An 18,302-nucleotide genomic window follows, 5' to 3' on the forward strand; every position below is an offset into this window, starting at 1 on the left:
TCCAGCCGTTCCAGCCGGAGCTCATACCGCCGCTGCAACACATCCACATCAGTGCCTCCATGGGCGCCGGAAGCCAAAGCAGCATCCTCCCGGTCCAGCGCGTGAAGGGCGGCAACAGAGGCAGAAACACCCTCCGTCACAACCCCAACACCGCTGCCGATTCCCATACCCACATCATCCAACGAGGGTCCGACAATCAGGTTCGCAGGGCAACCGGAATGGCAGTCCTATCCGCCGGCGAACGGCGGCAGCACGTCCACCACGTCGTCGGCGCCAAGAACCGTCGCCTGGTCCCGCACGGCCACTTCGTTAAGCAGGAAGCTGCTGCGCGAGAGCAGCCGCTGCAGCGGGGGCGTACCCGCCGGCGGTTCGGGCCGGTCCACGGCGGCAACAACCTGCAGCAGGTCCGCCACGGTGGACCCCGCCGGCAGGTCGAACTTCTCTTCCTCAAACCCGGCGGCGGCGCGCGCGGCAGCAAAGTAACGTACAAGCATCCCGGTCAGCCCCCGATTGCGCTCATGCTGCGGTCCGGCTGGACGAAGTCCGGAGCGTCGAGTCCCACGTGGTCCATGCCGTGGGCTTTCGGTTTGATCCACATGGCGTCCTGCCAGCGCTGCGCCAGGTCGTCGTCGGACGCGCCTGAACGCAGCAACCCGAGCAGGTCGAACTCTTCGCGTGAGAACAGGCAACTCATGATCTTGCCTTCGGCCGTGATCCGGGTGCGCCGGCAGTCCGAGCAGAACGGCTCGGTCACGGAAGCGATGATGCCCACGGTTCCCAGCACGGGACCATCCGCAGGCGCCGGACCATCCACCCGCCGTCGTACGTCAAAACGTTCCGCCGGGGCACCGTCACGGGCCCGTCGGTCCGGAGTGAGCACAAAGTCACGCGAAAGCAGTTCACGGATTTCGGCGGCGGTAATCATATTGCGCCGGGTCCAGCCGTGGTCGGCATCCAGCGGCATCTGCTCAATGAACCGCAGCTCATATCCGCGGCCCAAAGCCCAGTCCAGCAGTTGCGGCGCCTCGGCGTCATTGATGCCGCGCATCAGCACCGCGTTCAGTTTCACGGGCCCCAGACCGGCCGCCCACGCCGCATCCACACCGGCAAGCACCTGGTTTAGGAAGGGCCTCCGGGTCAATTGGGCAAAGGTCTCCTCGTGCAGCGAATCCAGCGAGACATTGATGCGCGTCAGCCCCGCCGCCTTGAGCGGCGCCGCCTTCTTCGCCAAGCCAACACCGTTGGTGGTCATGGAGATCGGCAGGTCCGGATGGTTCCGGCGCAGGGCCGCGATGATGTCCACAAGGTCGTGCCTTACCAGGGGCTCCCCGCCCGTCAGGCGGAGTTCGCGGACCCCCAGTTGACCCACGCCAATCCGGACAATCCGGACGATCTCATCCGCGGACATCACTGCCTGTTTTGCCAGCCACTCCAGGCCTTCGGCGGGCATGCAGTAGGTGCACCTCAGGTTGCACTTGTCCGTCAGGGACAGCCTCATGTCGGTGGCACGCCGGCCGTACCGGTCCACGAGGCCTGCGGGCGCATCGGCGGGCCGGCGCCCGGGAACGGCGGGCAGCGCGGATGCTGCTTCCTCCCGCGGCTGGGGCATACCTAGCTGGACACTCATGAATTCAGGCTACGCCACGTTGAGCCGCGGATCACACACATGACTGCGCCCGACGCCAACCTGCGGGGAGTTGCAGCAGATCCGGCGCCCTTTGGCGCCGGGAAACCTATGCTGGAGGGGTGAAGAGTCCCCGGCCCGGAGGCCTGATGGACGACGGCGGCACCGGCCTTCCACGGCAGGCGTCCGACGGCGGCGCGCACCCAGGTGCGGGCCCTGTCCCGAGCGGGGGACAACAGGCGGCAAGCCCCGGCGGGGCGACCCGGAGGCCCGTGCAGGACACGCAGGAGGCGCCGCGGCAGGCCAAGTGGCAGAACAAGCGGCAGGACATACGGCAGGACAACAGCCAGGAACGGGATGGACGGCACCGGTCCCTCGCGGCTGCAGCCGGTGTTGCGGCTGTTGCCGGTGGCCTGGTGGCCGGGGAACTGCTGGCAGGTTTCCTGAGCCCGTCGCTGTCGCCCCTGACGGCGGTGGGGGGTGCTGTCATCGACGCAGTGCCGCCGGGCGTCAAGGACTGGGCCATCTCCCTCTTCGGAACGGCCGACAAGGCCGCGCTCCTGGCCGGCATGGCACTCGCCATTGCCCTGCTGGCTGCCGTGGCAGGCGTCCTCGAAGACAACCGGAAATTCGCCGGAATCGCCGTGGTGGGAATTTTTGGGGCAGCGGGAGCCGCAGCCGTGCTGACCCGCGCGCAGGTGACACCCGGCGCCCTGGCACTTCCCGTGCTGGCCGCCGTGCTTGCCGGCGTCCTCCTGCGGTTCCTGATCCGGAAACTCCACGCCTGGCGCGGGGAGGCAGCCGCCGGCACCGGCCCATCCCGCCGCAGCTTCTTCCAGTCCCTTGCCGTCACCGCCGCGGTTTCAGCCGTGGGAGGCGTGCTCGCGGGAATCTGGCGCAGCGCCGCCATCGCGGCCAGCGAAGCCAGGGCCCGCATCTCCCTTCCCGCACCGGCCTCACCGGCCCCGCCCATCCCGGCCACCGCCGAATCAGGGGTAGCCGGTGCAACTCCGCTGGTTACGCCCAACCGGGACTTCTACCGAATTGATACGGCCCTGTCCGTCCCGGCGGTCAACGCGGATACCTGGGTCCTTAGGGTCACCGGGATGGTCGAGCGTGAGGTACAGCTCTCCTTCGCCGACCTCCTGGCCATGCCGCTGACCGAGCGGCACATCACCATCGCCTGCGTCTCCAATGGTGTGGGCGGGGACCTGATCGGCAACGCCCGCTGGCTGGGCTGGCCGCTCCGCGAACTGCTGGCCCAGGCCGGCCCGCAACCCGGCGCGGACATGGTGCTCTCCCGCAGCGCCGACGGATGGACGGCCGGCACGCCCCTGGACGTCCTCACCGACGCCAGGGACGCCCTGCTGGCCGTGGGCATGAACGGTGAGCCGCTGCCGCTGGAGCACGGGTTCCCCGTGAGGCTGGTGGTCCCAGGCCTTTACGGATATGTCTCGGCCACCAAGTGGCTCACCGAACTGAAGGTCACCCGGTTCGCCGACGACACCGGCTACTGGACGCCCCGCGGCTGGTCCGAGCGTGGCCCCATCAAGATGTCATCCCGCATCGACGTGCCCCGCAGCGGCCGGCCGGTCACCGCAGGAACAGTTGTCTTTGGGGGAGTTGCCTGGGCCCAGCACACCGGTATCCGGAGGGTGGAACTGAGGATCAACCGGGGACCGTGGCAGGAAGCGGACCTGGCCACCGGAATCTCGCCCGATACGTGGTACCAGTGGAAGCTGGGCGTGGACCTGACCCCGGGGCAGTACGAGGTCCAGGTCCGTGCCACCGACCTCGCGGGCCGGGCACAGGAAGAAACGGCGCGGCCACCGGCGCCGGACGGGGCCACAGGATTTCACACGGTTAGAGTGGACGTGAAATCCTGACAGCCGCGACCAAAGGCGTACCCATGACCCGTTCCGTTCCGCATGGCCAGACCAGGCACCAGGTGCACCACGGGGCGCGGTCCGTTGCCGACCATGCCGCCGCGGTCCGGGACCTCCTCAGCGGCATGGCAGCGGCGGACCGCATCGAAACCCTTCCGCTCAGCGCGGCTCTCGGCCGCGGCCTGGCGTTGTCCATCGACGCACCGGTCAGCCTTCCCCCTTTCGCGAATTCCCAGATGGACGGCTATGCCGTCCGTTCCGGTGACCTTCCCGGCGACGGAGCGGACCTGCGCATCATGCTCCCGGTTCCTGCCGGGTCAACCCCCCGCCCCCTGGAGCCCGGAACGGCGGCGCCCATCATGACCGGTGCCATGATCCCGGCGGGGGCCGACGCCGTCGTACCGATTGAAAAGGCGGTCCCGGACCACTTCCTGGCATCCGGCGACGGGCGGGCGGTGACCTTGCCGGCCACCGCCCACGGAACGTATGTGCGGGCCGCCGGAAGCGACATCGCGGCGGGGGAGCAGGCGCTGGCCGCCGGGACGTGCCTGGGGCCGGCGCAGCTGGGGCTGCTCGCCGCGCTGGGTATTCCGGAGGTGCCGGTGTACCGGGCCGTGACCGTCCTGCTCGTCACCACCGGGGACGAGGTGGTGGAACCCGGCCGGCCGCTTCCGGCGGGCAAGATCTACGACTCCAACGGAACCCTGCTCGAGGCTGCCATGAAGCAGGCGGGCCTCACCGTCCGGCGTTCCGGTATATCCACTGACAATCCGGCTGAACTGACCGCGTTGCTGCGGGCCCAGTGCCAGGGCGCCGACCTCATCGTCACCACCGGCGGGGTCAGCAAGGGCGCTTACGAGGTGGTGCGCCAGGCAATGGCAGACCAGCCCGTCGAGTTCCTGCACGTGGCCATGCAGCCGGGCGGTCCACAGGGGATGGGAACGTTCGACGGCGTCCCGTTCCTTGGGTTTCCCGGCAATCCGGTCAGCTGCCTGGTGTCCTTTGAGATGTTCCTCCGCCCCGCGCTGTCAGCGCTGCTGGGGGCACCGGCAGCCAGGTTGCCGCTGCGGGCCCGCCTGGATCTGAGTGGGCTGGCCCAGCCCCTCACGTCCCCGGCGCCCAAGCACCAGGTCCGGCGCGGCAGCCTGCAGCCGGACGGGACGGTGCGGCTTGAGGGCGGCGAAAGCTCGCACCTCATGCACGCCCTGGCAGGTTCCAACGTCCTGGTCCACGTCCCGGCCGGCGTAACGGAGCTCGCCTCCGGGGATGAGGTGGAAGTATGGATGCTGTGAACGCAGAACAGACCCCCGCGCTGACGCACCTGCGCCAGGACGGCAGCGCCCAGATGGTGGACGTCTCCGCCAAGCCCGAGACCACCCGCGAAGCCACGGCCACCGCCACCGTGCAGACCACCGCAGAGGTGATGGAACTGCTGGGCAGCGGCGGCCTCCCCAAGGGCGACGCCCTGGCGGTTGCCCGCGTAGCCGGCATCATGGCCGCGAAGAAGACCCCGGACCTGGTGCCGCTGTGCCATCCGCTTCCGCTGTCCAAGGTCACAGTGGACTTCGAGCTGGGCACCGAAACAGTCACCATCACCTCCACCGTCAAGACCCGCGGGGTCACCGGCGTGGAAATGGAGGCCCTGACCTCTGCGTCCGTGGCCGCCCTCAGCGTCTACGACATGATCAAAGCGGTGGACAAGCACGCCGTCCTGACGGACATCAAGGTGCTGGCCAAGAGCGGCGGCAAGAGCGGGGACTGGGCACTGTGACCTCCATCTTTGGCGCAGCCGAGCCGCACCGGCACGGCGACGTTCAGGGACGCAGGGCCGGCGTCGTTATCGCCTCAACCCGTGCGGCCGCCGGCATCTACGACGACGAAACCGGCCCGGTCATCACCGACTGGCTCACCGAGCACGGCTTCGACGTCTTCCCCGCCATGGTGGTCCCCGACGGCGAGCCCGTCGGGGCTGCCATCCGGGCGCTCCTGACCCAGCATCCCGCCGTCGTCATCACCAGCGGCGGCACCGGGCTCAGCCCGGACGACCGGACACCGGACGTCACCTTGCCCCTGCTGGACCGGGAAATCCCGGGCATCATGGAGGCAATCCGGCGGGCCGGCGCCGAAAAGACCCCGCTCGCTGCCCTCAGCCGTGGCCATGCCGGCGCCGCGGGGAAAACCTTTATTGTGAACCTGCCTGGATCACCGAAGGGCGTCATGGACGGCCTGGGCGTCCTGGATCCCGTGATCGGGCACCTCTGCGACCAGCTGGAAGGCGGACATGGGCACTGAAGCAGCATTCGAGATAGTAAGGGCCGTGCTGAGCCCGGACCCGATCTCCGTCGACCAGGCCATCGCTGCCGTGGAAAGCGACACGGCCGGCGCGGTGGTCAGCTTCAGCGGCGTGGTCCGGAACCACGACGGCGGCAAATCCGTGGAGCGCCTCAGCTACAGTGCGCACCCCACGGCACACCAGGTGATGGCCGACGTCGTCGCCCGCCTGGTTGCTGAACAGAACGCTGCGGGGGAACAGCCAGCCGCGGAGGCTTCCGGAGGCAGCGGCCAGCCGGTCCGCATCTGGGCCGCCCACCGCATCGGCATGCTGGAGATCGGAGACCCCGCGCTCGTGTGCGCCGTGTCTGCCGCGCACCGCGGGCAGGCGTTCGCCGTCTGCTCCGAGCTCGTGGACCGGATCAAGGAGCAGGTGCCCATCTGGAAGGAGCAGTTCTTCTCCGACGGCACCGTGGAATGGGTAGGTGCGGGCAGCTGACGCTGCACCGGACCCGCATGGGGGATCCTCCCCGGCTGACCAGTCCGCGGGTGCGGCCGCGGAATGCGAGGTAACGCACGCCGGCCGGTTCCTGCACCCACCGGTCCCGCCGGTAGGGTTAACACCATGACCGAACAACACTCCGTTCCCAAGCTGGTGGCCGTCCTCGGCGCCAATGGACGCATGGGCGCCGAAGCCGTGAAGGCCATCGATGCCGCGCCCGACATGAAGCTCGCCGCAGCCCTGGGACGGGGTGACTCCCTGGAGCAGCTGACCACCTCAGGTGCCCAGTACCTGGTGGACCTGACCGTTCCCGAAAGCACCGAAGCGAACGTCCGCTTCGCCGTCGAACACGGAATCCACGCCGTCGTGGGCACCACCGGCTGGGACGCTGCCCGGCTTTCCGCCCTCGAATCCCTCCTGGCCGGGCACCCGGAAACGGGCGTCCTCATCGCGCCCAACTTTGCGCTGGGCTCGGTGCTGGCCTCGGCCTTCGCGGCGAAGGCTGCCAGGTACTTCGAGTCCGTGGAGATCATTGAGCTGCACCACCCGGACAAGGTGGATGCCCCTTCCGGCACCGCCGTGCGAACGGCACAGCTCATCGCGGCGGAACGGGCCGCAGCGGACCTGCCCCCGAGCCCCGATGCCACCACCAGTGAACGTGCCGGAGCGCGCGGGTGCGAAGTGGACGGCGTCCGGGTGCACAGCGTCCGTCTCCGCGGCCTGGTGGCCCACCAGGAAGTACTCCTGGGCGGCCCGGGTGAACAACTGACCCTCCGGCACGATTCCTTCGACCGGGCGTCCTTCATGCCAGGCGTGCTCCTGGGCGTCCGCAACGTCGCCGCGCACCCCGGCCTGACCGTGGGCCTGGACGGTTACCTGGACCTGGGGTTCTAGGCAGTGGACGGGTTCCTGGCCGGCTTCCGGAAGAACCGCACCAAGATCTGGGTGGGAGCAGTGACGCTGCTGCTGGTCTTCTACCTGGTGGTCTCCTTCCAGCGGTCCCTCCTGCTGCTGGCGGACAGCAGCCTCACCGCCAAGGCCATTGGCGCCGCCTACCTGGTGCTGCCCATCGTCGGCGCGTGGGCCCTGATCCGGGAACTCATGTTCGGTGCCCGCACCGAGCAGATGGCCAAGGTCCTGGAGGCAGAAGGCGGGCTGCCCGTGGATGAGCTGCCCCGCACTCCCGGCGGCCGGATCGTCCGCGCCGCCGCCGACGCCGAGTTCGAAAAATACCGTGCCGAGGCTGAGGCCGCGCCCGACGACTGGCGCTCCTGGTTCCGGCTCAGCTGCGCCTACGACGCCGCCGGGGACCGCAAGCGGGCCCGCGCATCCATGCGCGACGCCGTCCGGCTTTTCACCGCCGCGTCCTAGCACCGCTGCGTCCTAGCACCGGCTGCTCCACGCGGCCGCGGCACGCCACCAACTCACTGCGATGGGCATATCTGACCATCGCAGTTCCGTTGTGCCCGCGGTATGTTCGGGGAGCAACACTTTCCGGCTTGGGGGGCGGACATGGGGTTGGCGGTCATGCCGCCACGATCGTCCCTTGAACCTTGCTTGCGCACCCGCACCCTGCATAAAGGACGATCATGAGCCACCCGAGTCATCCCCAACCGCCACAAGGCGGACCGTCAGCGCCTCCGGTTCCGCCGGCGCCGTCAAGTGTCGATGGGCAGCGCAGCTTTGCCGGGCAGTCCGGCTTTGCTGGGCACCCCGCTCCGGACGGACGGCCCGGCTTTGAAGGGCAGCACCACCCGGGCGCCGCCAGCCACGGGCCCTACCCCGATGGGCCGCGCAAGTCATTCATGACCACCTGGATTCTGTCCCTCATCCTGGGCACCTTCGGCGCGGACCGGTTTTACCTTGGCAAGATGGGCTCTGCCGTCGCCAAGCTGCTGACAGCCGGGGGCCTGGGCATCTGGGCAATCGTGGACCTGGTGGTGACCCTGACGGGCAATACCCGGGACATCTTCGGCCGCCCGCTGGCGGGCTACCCGGAGAACAGGAAGAAGGCGTGGATCATCACTGCCGTGGTTTGGCTGATGAGCATTATTTCGGGGATCGTGCTGACCTTTGTCTCGATCGCCATGATCGCCGCTGCTGTGGACGGCCGCAATGTACCCGTTCCATCCGGAATTCCTTCGGTATCCCAGGGCGCCCCCGTTCCGTCGGGTGGAAGCGCACCCGACGCCGGCTCTGTTGTGGCCACGGTGTCTGAGGGCAACACGGTCAAGGTAGGCGTCCTGGATTCGATCTACACTGCCGAGATTCCCGGTATGTCCTACCTGCAACCGAAAAACGGCGGCTTCCTCGCCGTCGAGGTTTCATGGGAGACGCAGACCGGTACCAGCTTCTCCAGCCCCTCGAATTTCGCGGTCTACGACGCCGACGGAAAAGAGGGCGAACTGGTCTACCTGGACGAGGGGCTGGGGGCCTTGCCCACGGAAGAGGTTGGCGCCGGAGACGTCCGCCAGGGGGTCATTGCGTTCGACGTCAAGAAGGGCCCGGTCCAGGTGGTGATCATCAATGACTCCGGCGACAAGGCTGCTGCCTTCACCCTGACAGCACAGTAGGCGGTCGGTTCAAAACCGGTCACCTGCAACAGCCAGTCAGGAAAACCCAGGGCCCGCGGCATCATCCTGTGATGGTGCCGCGGGTTCCTTTGGCGCATTCCCCGTTTCAACCCTGTCACGACCTGCAGCATCAAGGCGTCCCGTCACTGCAGCGCCTTGACGCCTCCGCGTCCAACGAGGGTGGCCGCATGGCCCGCCCATTCCAGCGGCCCCCGCCAGGACAGCCGCGCAAACACCACGCCCACGGCAATCGCCGTGGCGGCATGGGCGAAATACATCCCGTCCTCGGTCCAGCCCGCGGGCAGCGGCTTGAGGTAGAAGCCGGACACGACCCAGACATGCACGGTGTAGAGGGTCAGGGTCATGGCGCCCGCTCCCCGCAGCGGCAGCAGCAGGTCCAGGTCCACCCATTCGGCCAGGCGGCCCAGCAGCAGGCAGGCGCCAATGACGGCTGCCGCGACCGCCGAAGTATGCAGCAGGTCGAGCGTGGTCCCCGAATGCGGCGCCGCCGAGGCCAGCCACCACCACGAACCTTCCTGCGGAAGTCCGGCCAGGTTCACCTGCAGCACGCTGCCCAGCGGGTACCCCGGCGAGTTGGTGGCCTCTTCCAGTGCTGCCAGTCCGCCCCAGTCGGCCATGGCCGCAGTGCCGACGGCCTTGGCCGCAACGGCAACAACGGTTCCTCCCGCCAGCAGCAGGACGGGGACCAGTGCCTTGGTGAGGACCAGGCGGCCGATAGCCAGCCCCACCAGCAGGTAGGACAGCCACTGCAGCACCGGGTAGTAGCCGGTGAAGAACACGTCCGCCAGCAGCCGGGAGGGCGTCCCCAGGTCTTCCCAGGCCGGATTGTGGCCGAGTTTCAGGGGCGGTTCCGGGGCGAGGAGCCATGGCCGGAGCAGGTAGGCCAACACCGGCGATGCCAGGATCCAGCCGATTGCCCAGGCGCACAGCTGCTTCACCCCCAGTCCCAGGAAGGGCAGGACGCACAGGAACAGCACCGCGTAGTGGACCAGGATGATCGCCACGTTCACTTCCAGGCCGCCCAGGGTAAGGCCGACGGCGGCAATCACCAGGGCGCGCAGCGCAACACCCCGGCGGGCCGCGGAGAGGTCGCTGCCCTGCAGGGGCTTGTCCTTCCCGGTTGAAAGCGCTAGTCCCACGCCCGCGAGTACGGCGAAAAGCGCGGCAGCCCGGCCGGAGAACGTGAGGCCGATCCACGTGGGCGTGAGGCCGGCATCCGATTCGAAGGTCGGCAGCAGGTGCGTGGCCATCATGCCGAGCAGTGCCAGGCCGCGTGCCGCGTCGATACCCCGGAGGCGCCCGGGGTGCTGCCGTCCGGGAGTTTTCCGGGACCGGGTGGCCGGGGTACGCGAGGACATGACCAGATCGTCTCACATGCTGTTGAAGTGCTCCTGTCACAGGGATCCCGTCACAGGGATCTTGTATTCGAATATATGTTCGAATACTATCTGTGCCATGGAAATGTCATCAAGCGGAGGCACGCAGGAGCAGGGCCGCCTGCAGCCGGCTGAACCCGAGGCCGGCAGTGGGCTGCTGAAGGCAATGAGCCCGGGAGTGGTGGACTACCTGTTCCGGCAGCTTGTCTCGGGCAAACCGGCCGAGGACGTGCAGTGGGAGCAGGAAGGCATCAGCCTGGCCGCCCAGCCCGAAGGCGCGGAGCTTGCCCGCCGGCTCGCGGAAACGGACATCGAAGCGCTCACGCCTACGGAACTGTTCCACTACGTTCGCGCCGCCCAGCGGCTGGCGTCCTGGGCTGAGGACCTCCGGCAGGCCGCCGTCGGGCGCTACTGCCACACCGGAGCCGAAGCGCGGCCGCGCCCCTGGGTCCGGCCTATTTGACGTTCGTCACGGCCGTGGCATTGTCCTAACCAGCGGGGGACAGGGTAACGTTTTTTCCATGGCTGACTCTTCCGCGCACATCCCTGCCCTCGGTACCCTCCTGACCGCCATGGTCACGCCGTTCACCAAGGACGGCGCAGTGGATTACGACCAGGCGGCTGCGCTGGCCAGCAAGCTCGTCGACGACGGCTGCGACGGCCTGGTGGTCACCGGCACCACCGGTGAAACCTCCACCCTGACGGACGAGGAAAACCTGGGCATGTTCCGCGCCGTCAAGGAAGCGGTGGGCGGCCGGGCTGCCATCATTGCCGGCACCGGCACCAATGACACCGCGCACTCGGTGCACCTCTCCCAGCAGGCTGCTGCCCTCGGCGTCGACGGCCTCCTGTTGGTGACCCCCTACTACAACAAGCCCAGCCAGGCCGGGGTCCGCGCCCACTTCGAAACCATCGCCTCTGCGGTGGACGTGCCTGTCATGCTCTACGACATCCCCGGCCGGTCCTCCATCCCGATCGAACCGGACACCATGATCCGGCTTGCCCAGCACCCCAACATCGTCGCCGTCAAGGACGCCAAGGCCGACCTCACCGCCGCCACGCGGGTCATGGCCGAAACCGACCTCCTGTTCTACTCGGGCGACGACGGCCTGACCCTTCCGTGGATGGCGCTGGGCGCCGTAGGCCTCGTCGGTGTCACCACCCACGTTGCCACCCGCCGCTTCCGCGAACTCATCGACGCCGTCAACGCCAACGACCTCGGCACAGCACGCAAGATCAACTTCGAACTGCAGCCCGTGGTCCGCGCAACGATGACCCGTGTCCAGGGAGCCGTGGCGGCCAAACAGATTCTTAAATGGCAGGGAGTCCTGCCCAACTCGATTGTCCGTTTGCCCCTCGTGGAGCCGGACGAAACCGAGATCGAAACCATCCGCGGGGATTTGGCGGAAGCGGGGCTGGTCTTCTCCTGAGGCTAAGACCGGCACCCTTCCGCCTGGAAAGTAGTGCACTATGACCCAAACTGCCCTTACCGGCCTTGTCACCCCTCCTCGCCTGCCCCAGGGCACGCTCAGGATCGTTCCGCTTGGCGGACTGGGGGAAATCGGCCGGAACATGGCCGTGTTCGAAATCGACGGCAAGCTGCTGATCGTGGACTGCGGCGTCCTCTTTCCCGAGGAAACCCAGCCCGGCGTTGACCTGATCCTGCCCGATTTCTCCTACATCGAGGACCGGCTGGACGACGTCGTGGCCGTGATCCTGACCCACGGCCACGAGGACCACATCGGCGCCGTGCCGTACCTGCTGCGCCTGCGCAACGACATCCCGCTGGTGGGATCGCAGCTGACCCTCGCCCTGATCGAAGCCAAGCTGCAGGAGCACCGCATCCGGCCCTACACCTTGACGGTCGAAGAGGGCCAGGTGGAGAAGTTCGGCCCGTTCGAATGCGAGTTCGTGGCCGTCAACCACTCCATCCCTGACGCCCTTGCCGTGTTCATCCGCACTGCCGGCGGAACGGTCCTGCACACCGGTGACTTCAAGATGGACCAGCTGCCGCTGGACGGACGCATCACCGACCTGCGCCACTTCGCCAAGCTGGGCGAAGAGGGCGTTGACCTCTTCATGTCCGACTCCACCAACGCCGACGTGCCCGGATTCACCACGGCCGAGAAGGAAATCGGCCCCACGCTGGAGCGGCTTTTCGGCCAAGCCACCAAGCGCATCATCGTGGCGTCCTTCTCCTCCCACGTGCACCGCGTGCAGCAGGTCCTTGACGCCGCTGCCAAGCACAACCGCAAGGTGGCCTTTGTGGGCCGCTCCATGGTCCGCAACATGGCCATCGCGGAGAAGCTGGGCTACCTGGACGTCCCTTCCGGGCTGATCGTCGATATCAAGAACATCGACAACCTGCCGGACAACCGCGTGGTCCTCATGTCCACCGGCTCCCAGGGCGAGCCCATGGCGGCCCTGTCCCGGATGGCAAACGGCGACCACCGCGTGGTGGTGGGCGACGGCGATACCGTCATCCTGGCCTCCAGCCTCATCCCGGGCAATGAAAATGCGGTGTTTCGGATCATCAACGGCCTCCTCAAGCTGGGTGCCGACGTGATCCACAAGGGCAACGCCAAGGTGCACGTGTCCGGCCACGCCGCCGCGGGTGAACTGCTCTACTGCTACAACATCCTCGAGCCGCTCAATGCGATGCCGGTGCACGGCGAAACCCGGCACCTGATCGCCAACGGCAAGATCGCCATCGAGTCCGGGGTCCCCGAGGCAAGCGTCATCCTCGCGGACAACGGCACGGTCATCGACCTCCGCGACCACCAGGCGGACATCGTGGGCCAGGTGGAGGTGGGCTTCGTCTACGTCGACGGCTCCAGCGTGGGCGAAATCACCGACGCCGACCTCAAGGACCGCCGCATCCTGGGCGACGAAGGCTTCATCTCGATCATCACGGTCATCCACCGGGCCACGGGCAAGGTGGTGTCCGGGCCCGAGATCCACGCCCGCGGCGTTGCCGAGGATGACTCCGTCTTCGACGACATCATCCCCAAGATCAACGCGGCACTGGAAGAAGCAGTCCAGAACCACGCCGACCACACCAGTCACCAGCTCCAGCAGGTGGTGCGCCGCGTCGTGGGCACGTGGGTCAACCGCAAGCTGCGCCGCAAGCCCATGATCATCCCGGTGGTGCTCGAGGCCTGAGATTGCCTCCGCTGCCATTGGCAGGTTCGGAAGGCCCCGGTTCACTGTGAACCGGGGCCTTCCGCGTGTCCGGACGGTGCGGTCCGCGCCGTCAGCCGGTGCGCTCCCCGGGCCCCGATATCCCCGGAATTACGGCCTGCTTCCGGTAGCGTGGCTACTATGGCCACACGTACTACTTCCGCGCCCAAAGGTACCGGCAGGGGCAGCTCCGGCAGCAAATCCGGAGCCTCCACAGGCCGCGGAACCGGCTCCGCCGCCAGCAAACCAGCGCGCGGCGGCTCATCCAGCACCGCGCGCACCCGCCAGCTTCCCGCCGTCGAACACCACCAGCCGTGGCTGCTGCGCGTCGTGGGCGGAGCCTGGCTGGGAATCGGGCACCTGGTGGGCGGGGGAGTGCGCCGCATCGGCCACGACGTCAGCGACCTTCCACCGGAGGACCGCCGCGACGGCGCCGCACTCTTCAACCTGGCGCTGGGCATCTTCATTGCCACCTTCGCCTGGTGGGGCCTGACGGGCTGGCTGCCCGACGCCGTCTACGCCGTCGTGAACGGCACCTTCGGCTGGATTTCCCTGCTCCTGCCGCTGATGCTTTTCGTGTGCGCCTTCCGGCTGTTCCGGCAGCCCTCCGACGGCCGCGGCAACAACAGGGTTGGGATCGGCTTCCTGATCATGACCTTCGCCGGCTGCGGCCTCGCCCACATCCTCGGCGGCCAGCCCACCGTTGCCGACGGCTTCGAAGGCCTCCGGCAGGCCGGCGGCATGCTCGGCTTCCTGGCGGCCACGCCGCTGGCAGCCATCCACCCCGCAGTGCCCGTGGTGCTCTACGCCCTGCTCGCGTTCGTGTCAGTGCTCATCATCACCGCCACTCCGTTCACCGCCATCCCGCGGCGCCTCCGGGGAGCCTACGAACACCTCATGGGCATTGACCTGATGGAGCAGGACCAGCCCGGTGACGCCCACGACCGCAGCTACCTTGAACGGACTCCGCCCGCTGCACCGAAGAAAAAGAAGCGCAGGCTCTTCGGCAAGGACGAGGAAACCGAGGCAGGCCTGGACGGGTACGTGGGGGATGAGGCCTTCGAACACGCAGTCATTGACGACGACGAGCAGGAGCCTGCCCGGCCCGCTCCCGGTGTGCGCCGGCCCACCCAGGCGGAGATCGCCGTCGAAAAGATCAAGGCGGCCCAGGGCCTGGGCGGAAGCTCCCCGGCCGCTCCGGCCGAGAACGCCACCGAGGCCATCCCGCTGGTGATCCCCGGTGCCGCTGCCCCCGGCAAGCCCGCCGCCGCACCTACTGTTCCCTCCAACCCCGTGGCCCCGGCGCCGCCGCCCGTGCCCATCCCGCAGCGGACGGAGCAGCTTTCCCTCGCCGGCGACGTCACGTACACGCTGCCTGCCTCGGACTTCCTCACCCCGGGCTCCATCCCCAAGGAGCGCACCGAGGCCAACGACGCCGTCGTCGCCGCCCTGACGGACACACTGCAGCAGTTCAACGTCGACGCCACCGTCACCGGCTTCAGCCGCGGCCCCACCGTCACCCGCTACGAGATCGAACTCTCGCCCGGCACCAAGGTGGAGCGTGTCACGGCGTTGTCCAAGAACATCTCCTACGCCGTGGCTTCCAGCGACGTCCGCATCCTGAGCCCCATTCCGGGGAAGTCCGCGATCGGCATCGAGATCCCCAACACGGACCGCGAAACCGTCTCCCTGGGCGACGTCCTCCGCAGCCAGAATGCCCGCCGCACCGACCACCCCATGGTCATGGGCGTGGGCAAGGACGTGGAGGGCGGCTACGTGGTGGCCAACCTGGCCAAGATGCCGCACCTGCTGGTGGCCGGTGCCACCGGTGCCGGTAAGTCGTCCTTCGTGAACTCGATGATCACCTCAATCCTGATGCGCGCCACGCCGGACGAGGTCCGGATGGTCATGGTTGACCCCAAGCGCGTGGAGCTCACCGCCTACGAGGGCGTTCCGCACCTGATCACCCCCATCATCACCAATCCCAAGAAGGCCGCCGAAGCGCTGCAGTGGGTGGTGCGGGAAATGGACGCCCGGTACGACGACCTCGCCAACTACGGCTTCAAGCACATCGACGACTTCAACAAGGCCGTCCGCGCCGGCAAGGTCCACCCGCCGGTGGATTCCAAGCGCGTCATCCGGCCGTACCCCTACCTGCTGGTGATCGTGGACGAGCTCGCGGACCTGATGATGGTGGCCCCGCGCGATGTCGAAGACTCGATCGTCCGCATCACCCAGCTTGCACGTGCAGCCGGCATCCACCTGGTGCTGGCCACCCAGCGCCCGTCCGTGGACGTGGTCACCGGCCTGATCAAAGCCAACGTTCCGTCCCGCATGGCCTTCGCCACGTCCTCCGTGACGGACTCCCGGGTGGTCCTGGACCAGCCCGGCGCGGAGAAGCTCATTGGCCAGGGTGACGCGCTCTTCCTGCCCATGGGTGCTTCCAAGGCCATGCGCGTCCAGGGTGCCTGGGTCACGGAATCCGAGATCCACAAGGTCGTCGAACACGTCAAGGGACAGTTGCAGGCCGTCTACCGTGACGACGTCGCGCCGGAGGCGGAAAAGAAGCAGATCGACGACGACATCGGGGACGACCTCGAAGTGCTGCTGCAGGCCACCGAACTGGTGGTCACCACGCAGTTCGGGTCCACCTCAATGCTCCAGCGCAAGCTCCGGGTCGGCTTCGCCAAGGCCGGCCGGCTCATGGACCTGCTGGAATCGCGCGGCGTGGTGGGCCCCTCCGAGGGCTCCAAGGCCCGCGACGTGCTGGTGAAGCCGGACGACCTCGCCGCCGTCCTCGCCGCCATGAAGGGGCAGGAGGCCCCCGCAGCGCCTGACTCGCAGACCGCCGCGCTGAGCGACAACGCCAACGCCAACATCGCCCAGGGTGGCTACGCCGAGGACCTGGTTGCCGCCGACCTGGACAAGCGCAAGCAGAACGTCGAATACTACGACGGTTCGGATTCCGCTTCCGGCGGCTACGGCGATGACGACGACGGCTCCGAGGACGCATGGTCCCTCACGGGACGCTAGGCCGGTAGCCTAGGAACGTGACTAGCACCGATGCCACCGCCGCCGGCCAAGGCCGAGCCGGGGTCTGGAACCTTCCCAATGTCCTGACCATGATCCGCATTGTGCTGGTCCCGTTCTTCGTGTGGTTCCTCGTCGCGGATGCGCCGGGGCTGCACAGTACCTCCGGACCGTGGCGCTGGGCGGCGGTGGCGGCGTTCGCCGTCGCCATCTACACCGACAAGCTCGACGGCGACATCGCCAGGAGCCGCAACCTCGTCACCGACTTCGGCAAGATCGCCGACCCCATCGCGGACAAGCTCCTCACCGGTTCTGCGCTGGTGATGCTGTCCCTGCTGGGTGAGCTCCCGTGGTGGGCCACCCTCGTGATCCTGGTCCGGGAGTGGGGCATCACGGCCCTGCGCTTCTTCGTGATCCGCTACGGCGTGATCCCCGCCTCCCGCGGCGGCAAGCTCAAAACCGTCGTCCAGACAGCGGCGATCTTCCTGTACCTGCTGCCGTTCGGGGCATTCGCGCCGTGGATGGCCTGGGTTGCGTTCGCCGTCATGATGGCTGCCGTTGCCATCACGCTGTGGACCGGCGTTGAATACGTGGTTGAGGCCATGCGCCTGCGCGCCAAGGGGAAGCGGCAGGCAGGGACCGTGGAAGGGCAGGAGCAGGCATGAGCAACCTCCACCAGTTGGCCGCGCAGGCCGTCAGGCAGGCGCTCGAGTCAGGGCGGACGGTTGCCACCGCGGAATCGCTGACGGCGGGGATGGTCTCGGCCGTCCTGGCCGATACGCCCGGTGCCTCCGGCATGCTGCAGGGAGGGGTCGTGGCCTACCAGAATTCCGTCAAGGAAGCGGTGCTGCATGTCCCCGGTGACCTGCTGGCCCGTGCCGGCTCCGTCGATCCCGACGTTGCCCGCGCCATGGCCGACGGGGCGCGCACGGTCCTGGGCGCCGACGTCGGGCTCTCCACGACGGGAGTGGCCGGCCCCGACGCGCACGACGGAAAGCCTGTGGGGCGGGTGTACATCGGCGTGGCCACAGCCGCGGGGAGCACTGGTTTTGAATATTCGTTCACCGGAAGCCGGCCCGACATCCGCGGCGCAGCCTGCGCCGCGGCCCTGGAAAGGCTGCTGGAGGCCTTGTCCGCCTGATCCTTGTGGGGCCAAGTTACCGCGCGTAAAGTTTCCGGGAACAAAAGCCGGTACCGATTAGTTATTACATTGTGTCGCTTCCGGAGAGCGGAGGCGCCTAGGATGAAATGACCACGACGGTCCGCCCCGCGGCGGACCTGACCAATGAGGGAGCAAGGCGATACAGATGGTAAAGCAGCCCGTATCCGTAAACGGCGTTGTCCGCTGGAAGGATGTGGGCCTCGCCGAACAGGCTAAGAGCGAACAGAAGGAGCGCAAGATGGTAGTACTTCGTCACGAAATCGGTGATGTCCTGCGCGATGTCCGCCAGCGTCAGGGGCGTACGCTCCGCGAAGTTTCGCACAGCGCCCGTGTCTCCCTGGGATACCTCAGCGAAGTGGAGCGCGGCCAGAAGGAAGCATCGTCAGAGCTTCTGTCCTCGATCTGCTCGGCGCTGGATGTTCCGTTGTCAAGCATGCTCCGCGAGGTCAGTGACCGCGTCGCGGTCGCCGAGGGCGTCGCCGTTCCGGACACCGTGCCGCAGGAATTCTCCCAGCGTTACGGCCGCGACCTGGAACGCGACCTCAACAACGAACTGAACGACGAACTCACCACGGGCCTTCTCTCCGGCGCCCGGTAAACGCCAGCCCCGCCGCAGGCGGGTCAGGCAACAGCAGGAAGCCCCCGGCCATGCCGGGGGCTTCCTGCTGTCTTCCACT

At 67.8% G+C, this 18,302-nt stretch carries 18 protein-coding genes; 15 read left to right on the plus strand and 3 right to left on the minus strand.

The annotated features are described in order from the left end of the window. Nucleotides 1–227: 227 nt before the first annotated feature. Nucleotides 228–494 carry a MoaD/ThiS family protein gene (locus PUN71_RS19170; protein WP_043455193.1) on the minus strand — a complete coding sequence of 89 codons (267 nt, stop codon included), beginning with the start codon at nucleotides 492–494 and terminating at the stop codon, nucleotides 228–230. Nucleotides 495–499: 5 nt separating this feature from the next. Further along, nucleotides 500–1,627, minus strand: a complete 1,128-nt coding sequence (gene moaA / locus PUN71_RS19175; RefSeq protein ID WP_277799689.1) for a GTP 3',8-cyclase MoaA — start codon at nucleotides 1,625–1,627, stop codon at nucleotides 500–502. A gap of 119 nt (nucleotides 1,628–1,746) precedes the next feature. On the opposite strand from moaA, the gene PUN71_RS19180 reads away from it, so the two are divergent. From PUN71_RS19180 to PUN71_RS19215, 8 genes are all read left to right on the plus strand, one after another. Beyond that, nucleotides 1,747–3,510 carry a molybdopterin-dependent oxidoreductase gene (locus tag PUN71_RS19180; protein ID WP_277799690.1) on the plus strand — a complete coding sequence of 588 codons (1,764 nt, stop codon included), beginning with the start codon at nucleotides 1,747–1,749 and terminating at the stop codon, nucleotides 3,508–3,510. Between the two features lie 23 nt (nucleotides 3,511–3,533). After that, complete coding sequence (locus PUN71_RS19185) at nucleotides 3,534–4,802, plus strand: molybdopterin molybdotransferase MoeA (RefSeq protein ID WP_277799691.1); 1,269 nt, start codon at nucleotides 3,534–3,536, stop codon at nucleotides 4,800–4,802. After that, nucleotides 4,790–5,281, plus strand: coding sequence for a cyclic pyranopterin monophosphate synthase MoaC (moaC, locus tag PUN71_RS19190; protein ID WP_043455197.1), 492 nt, complete (start codon nucleotides 4,790–4,792; stop codon nucleotides 5,279–5,281). Before PUN71_RS19185 ends, moaC begins: the two co-directional genes overlap by 13 nt. Next, nucleotides 5,278–5,802, plus strand: a complete 525-nt coding sequence (locus tag PUN71_RS19195; protein ID WP_277799692.1) for a MogA/MoaB family molybdenum cofactor biosynthesis protein — start codon at nucleotides 5,278–5,280, stop codon at nucleotides 5,800–5,802. Before moaC ends, PUN71_RS19195 begins: the two co-directional genes overlap by 4 nt. Then, entirely contained in the window at nucleotides 5,792–6,280 is a 489-nt protein-coding gene (locus PUN71_RS19200) for a molybdenum cofactor biosynthesis protein MoaE (RefSeq protein WP_277799693.1), read from the plus strand. The genes PUN71_RS19195 and PUN71_RS19200 overlap by 11 nt, the downstream gene beginning before the upstream one ends. A gap of 126 nt (nucleotides 6,281–6,406) precedes the next feature. After that, nucleotides 6,407–7,177, plus strand: coding sequence for a 4-hydroxy-tetrahydrodipicolinate reductase (gene dapB / locus PUN71_RS19205; RefSeq protein WP_043455205.1), 771 nt, complete (start codon nucleotides 6,407–6,409; stop codon nucleotides 7,175–7,177). A gap of 3 nt (nucleotides 7,178–7,180) precedes the next feature. Beyond that, on the plus strand, nucleotides 7,181–7,654 hold the full coding sequence (locus PUN71_RS19210; RefSeq protein ID WP_043455208.1) for a hypothetical protein: 474 nt from the start codon (nucleotides 7,181–7,183) through the stop codon (nucleotides 7,652–7,654). A 434-nt stretch (nucleotides 7,655–8,088) separates the two neighbouring features. Continuing rightward, nucleotides 8,089–8,856, plus strand: a complete 768-nt coding sequence (locus PUN71_RS19215; protein ID WP_277799694.1) for a TM2 domain-containing protein — start codon at nucleotides 8,089–8,091, stop codon at nucleotides 8,854–8,856. 143 nt (nucleotides 8,857–8,999) lie between these two features. Here the strand turns inward: PUN71_RS19215 and PUN71_RS19220 are convergent, their stop codons facing one another. Beyond that, nucleotides 9,000–10,235: a heparan-alpha-glucosaminide N-acetyltransferase domain-containing protein gene (locus PUN71_RS19220; protein WP_277799695.1), complete on the minus strand. Its 1,236-nt coding sequence runs from the start codon at nucleotides 10,233–10,235 to the stop codon at nucleotides 9,000–9,002. A 97-nt stretch (nucleotides 10,236–10,332) separates the two neighbouring features. On the opposite strand from PUN71_RS19220, the gene PUN71_RS19225 reads away from it, so the two are divergent. The 7 genes from PUN71_RS19225 (at nucleotide 10,333) to PUN71_RS19255 (ending at nucleotide 18,223) form a co-directional block, all read left to right on the plus strand. After that, a complete protein-coding gene (locus tag PUN71_RS19225; RefSeq protein ID WP_277799696.1) occupies nucleotides 10,333–10,716 on the plus strand; it encodes a hypothetical protein in 384 nt (127 codons plus the stop codon). Between the two features lie 58 nt (nucleotides 10,717–10,774). Then, nucleotides 10,775–11,683, plus strand: coding sequence for a 4-hydroxy-tetrahydrodipicolinate synthase (gene dapA, locus PUN71_RS19230; protein ID WP_043455215.1), 909 nt, complete (start codon nucleotides 10,775–10,777; stop codon nucleotides 11,681–11,683). 40 nt (nucleotides 11,684–11,723) lie between these two features. Continuing rightward, complete coding sequence (locus tag PUN71_RS19235; RefSeq protein WP_159632332.1) at nucleotides 11,724–13,415, plus strand: ribonuclease J; 1,692 nt, start codon at nucleotides 11,724–11,726, stop codon at nucleotides 13,413–13,415. 159 nt (nucleotides 13,416–13,574) lie between these two features. Then, complete coding sequence (locus PUN71_RS19240) at nucleotides 13,575–16,466, plus strand: FtsK/SpoIIIE family DNA translocase (RefSeq protein WP_277799697.1); 2,892 nt, start codon at nucleotides 13,575–13,577, stop codon at nucleotides 16,464–16,466. 17 nt (nucleotides 16,467–16,483) lie between these two features. Continuing rightward, entirely contained in the window at nucleotides 16,484–17,128 is a 645-nt protein-coding gene (gene pgsA, locus PUN71_RS19245) for a CDP-diacylglycerol--glycerol-3-phosphate 3-phosphatidyltransferase (RefSeq protein WP_043455221.1), read from the plus strand. Beyond that, complete coding sequence (locus PUN71_RS19250) at nucleotides 17,125–17,604, plus strand: CinA family protein (RefSeq protein ID WP_277799698.1); 480 nt, start codon at nucleotides 17,125–17,127, stop codon at nucleotides 17,602–17,604. The genes pgsA and PUN71_RS19250 overlap by 4 nt, the downstream gene beginning before the upstream one ends. Before the next feature lie 166 nt (nucleotides 17,605–17,770). After that, nucleotides 17,771–18,223, plus strand: a complete 453-nt coding sequence (locus PUN71_RS19255) for a helix-turn-helix domain-containing protein (RefSeq protein ID WP_043455225.1) — start codon at nucleotides 17,771–17,773, stop codon at nucleotides 18,221–18,223. Nucleotides 18,224–18,302: the final 79 nt, after the last annotated feature.

The organism is Arthrobacter sp. NQ7, assembly GCF_029581595.2.
GTDB classification, from domain to species: Bacteria; Actinomycetota; Actinomycetes; order Actinomycetales; family Micrococcaceae; genus Arthrobacter; species Arthrobacter phenanthrenivorans_B.

Coding starts and splice junctions, on each gene's coding strand:
- PUN71_RS19170 (WP_043455193.1), bottom strand. CDS start 494: ATGCTTGTACGTTACTTTGCTGCCGCGCGCGCCGCCGCCGGGTTTGAG.
- moaA (WP_277799689.1), bottom strand. CDS start 1,627: ATGAGTGTCCAGCTAGGTATGCCCCAGCCGCGGGAGGAAGCAGCATCC.
- PUN71_RS19185 (WP_277799691.1), top strand. CDS start 3,534: ATGACCCGTTCCGTTCCGCATGGCCAGACCAGGCACCAGGTGCACCAC.
- moaC (WP_043455197.1), top strand. CDS start 4,790: ATGGATGCTGTGAACGCAGAACAGACCCCCGCGCTGACGCACCTGCGC.
- PUN71_RS19200 (WP_277799693.1), top strand. CDS start 5,792: ATGGGCACTGAAGCAGCATTCGAGATAGTAAGGGCCGTGCTGAGCCCG.
- dapB (WP_043455205.1), top strand. CDS start 6,407: ATGACCGAACAACACTCCGTTCCCAAGCTGGTGGCCGTCCTCGGCGCC.
- PUN71_RS19215 (WP_277799694.1), top strand. CDS start 8,089: ATGACCACCTGGATTCTGTCCCTCATCCTGGGCACCTTCGGCGCGGAC.
- PUN71_RS19220 (WP_277799695.1), bottom strand. CDS start 10,235: ATGTCCTCGCGTACCCCGGCCACCCGGTCCCGGAAAACTCCCGGACGG.
- PUN71_RS19225 (WP_277799696.1), top strand. CDS start 10,333: ATGGAAATGTCATCAAGCGGAGGCACGCAGGAGCAGGGCCGCCTGCAG.
- dapA (WP_043455215.1), top strand. CDS start 10,775: ATGGCTGACTCTTCCGCGCACATCCCTGCCCTCGGTACCCTCCTGACC.
- PUN71_RS19235 (WP_159632332.1), top strand. CDS start 11,724: ATGACCCAAACTGCCCTTACCGGCCTTGTCACCCCTCCTCGCCTGCCC.
- PUN71_RS19240 (WP_277799697.1), top strand. CDS start 13,575: ATGGCCACACGTACTACTTCCGCGCCCAAAGGTACCGGCAGGGGCAGC.
- PUN71_RS19250 (WP_277799698.1), top strand. CDS start 17,125: ATGAGCAACCTCCACCAGTTGGCCGCGCAGGCCGTCAGGCAGGCGCTC.
- PUN71_RS19255 (WP_043455225.1), top strand. CDS start 17,771: ATGGTAAAGCAGCCCGTATCCGTAAACGGCGTTGTCCGCTGGAAGGAT.